1 protein-coding gene is annotated in these 1,676 nt (G+C 72.7%); it reads right to left on the bottom strand.

Going from position 1 to position 1,676, the window contains the following annotated elements; all coding sequences use genetic code 11:
• Nucleotides 1-20: 20 nt before the first annotated feature.
• On the bottom strand, nt 21-1,607 hold the full coding sequence (locus tag WCD74_RS29805) for an IS1182 family transposase (protein ID WP_337698565.1): 1,587 nt from the start codon (nt 1,605-1,607) through the stop codon (nt 21-23).
• Between the last annotated feature and the right edge of the window lie 69 nt (nt 1,608-1,676).

Raw genomic sequence — 1,676 nt, 5'->3', positions numbered from 1 at the left:
GGGGCCTGCTCGGTGCTCGATCAGGTGCTGGCGATGGCCCAGCGTCCGTGGTCGAGGTGCAGTCCGAGGGTGAGCAGGCGGCGCAGGTTGAGCGCGGCGACGCGGGTGTGTAGCCAGGCGTTGTTCTTGATCACTCCGCGGTGGGGGACGCGCCGGTTGCCGCCGCGGGTCAGCCAGGCGATGGAGCGCTCGACCATGGGCCGGTGCCGGCGGTAGGCCTCGAGGTGCTCGGGGGTGGCCGCCCGGGCGCGGTGTGCTCGTTGCAGCGCGTGGTGCGGCCCGAGGTGCAGGGTGCGCCCGTCGGTGGCGGTGGTGCATTGCGCGCGTAGTGGGCAGTCGCGGCAGTGCGCCCCGAAGATCGCTGCTGCGCTCGCAGTGATCGGGCGGGTGATCCCGTTCGGGCAGGTCATGGTGCTCGCGGCCGGATCGTGGGTGAAGTCGTCGAGGGTGAACCCGCCGGGAATAGCCGGCCGCAGCGGCCACGGCTTGATCACCGCGGTGTGCCCGGCCGCGTCGAGCGCGGCCAGGGCGTCGCCGGTGCCGTAGGCCGAGTCCGCGAGCACCTCGGCCGGCTCGGCTGGCCGGCTCGGGTCGGCGTCGAGCAGGGCGATCCCGACCGTGGCGTCGCTGTTGTCCGGGCCGCAGGCCTTGGTCAGGGCGGTGTTGGTGATCAGCCCGGTGTCGGGCTCGACCACGACGTGGGCGCGGTAGCCGTCCTGGCGGCGCTCCCGGGTCTTGTGGGCATGCCGGGCATCCGGGTCGACGGTGGAGATCATGCGGTCCGGGGCCACCTTGGTCGCGATGCGCCAGCGCCCGTCGGTGCCGTCCGAGCCTTCCGCGGGTTCGACGTCCTGCCCGGCGACCAGCGCCAACAACGCCACCGCCTGCGCGGCCTTGTCGTCGAGCCCCTCGCCGTCGGGGTGGCGGGCCTCGAGCTCGGCGAGCACCGCCAACGCATCGCCCACCAGCGCCGAGACCAGCTCGTCGCGGGCCGCGGGGTCGTCCCAGGCGATCTGCGGCTTGCCCGCCCGGGTGTAGTCGTGCCCGCTGGTCGTGACCGCCGCGACGATCTCGTCCGCGCCGGGAACGTCGCGGGCGACCCGGCGGATCGCGGCGATCAGCTGGGTGACGGTGTCCTGGCGGGCGACCGCGTCATCGAGGATGGTCGAGTCCAGCGCCCGGCGGGTCTTGCCCGCCACCGCCCCGGTCTGCGCGATGACCTCGGCGACCACCTCGAAGATCCGATTCGGGCGGTCCGAGGCGGCCAGCCGGCGCCGCCAGTAGGTCAACGTCGAGGAGTCGAACGCCCGATCGGTGATCGCCAGCCCGCAGGCGGCTTTCCAGCGCAGATCGAACGTGAGCGCCTCGACCGCTTCGCGGTCCGAGAGTCCGTGCAAGGTCTGGAGCACCAGCACCGTCGCCACGACCTCGCCCGGCACGCTGGGCCGACCCCGTCCGCTGGGGAACAGATCAGCGAACAGCTCCGGGGCGAACAACCGGCCGCGGTGCTCGGCCAGGAACGTGAACACGCTGCCCGGCTTCAGCAGGTGCCCGGCGACCGACTCCACATCCAGCAACTCACGCTGATCATCAGAGCGACCCTGCACCCGACAAGGATCCCAGCCCGACCGCCGACCACCAGCCTCGACGCGCTGACTTCTTCAGCAGTCTCCTAG

Origin of the sequence: Actinomycetospora aurantiaca (genome assembly GCF_037401875.1) — a bacterium.
Taxonomy (GTDB): Bacteria; Actinomycetota; Actinomycetes; order Mycobacteriales; family Pseudonocardiaceae; genus Actinomycetospora; species Actinomycetospora aurantiaca.
Note: the sequence above shows the minus strand (reverse complement) of the source record. Positions and strands in the feature narration are given on the sequence as shown.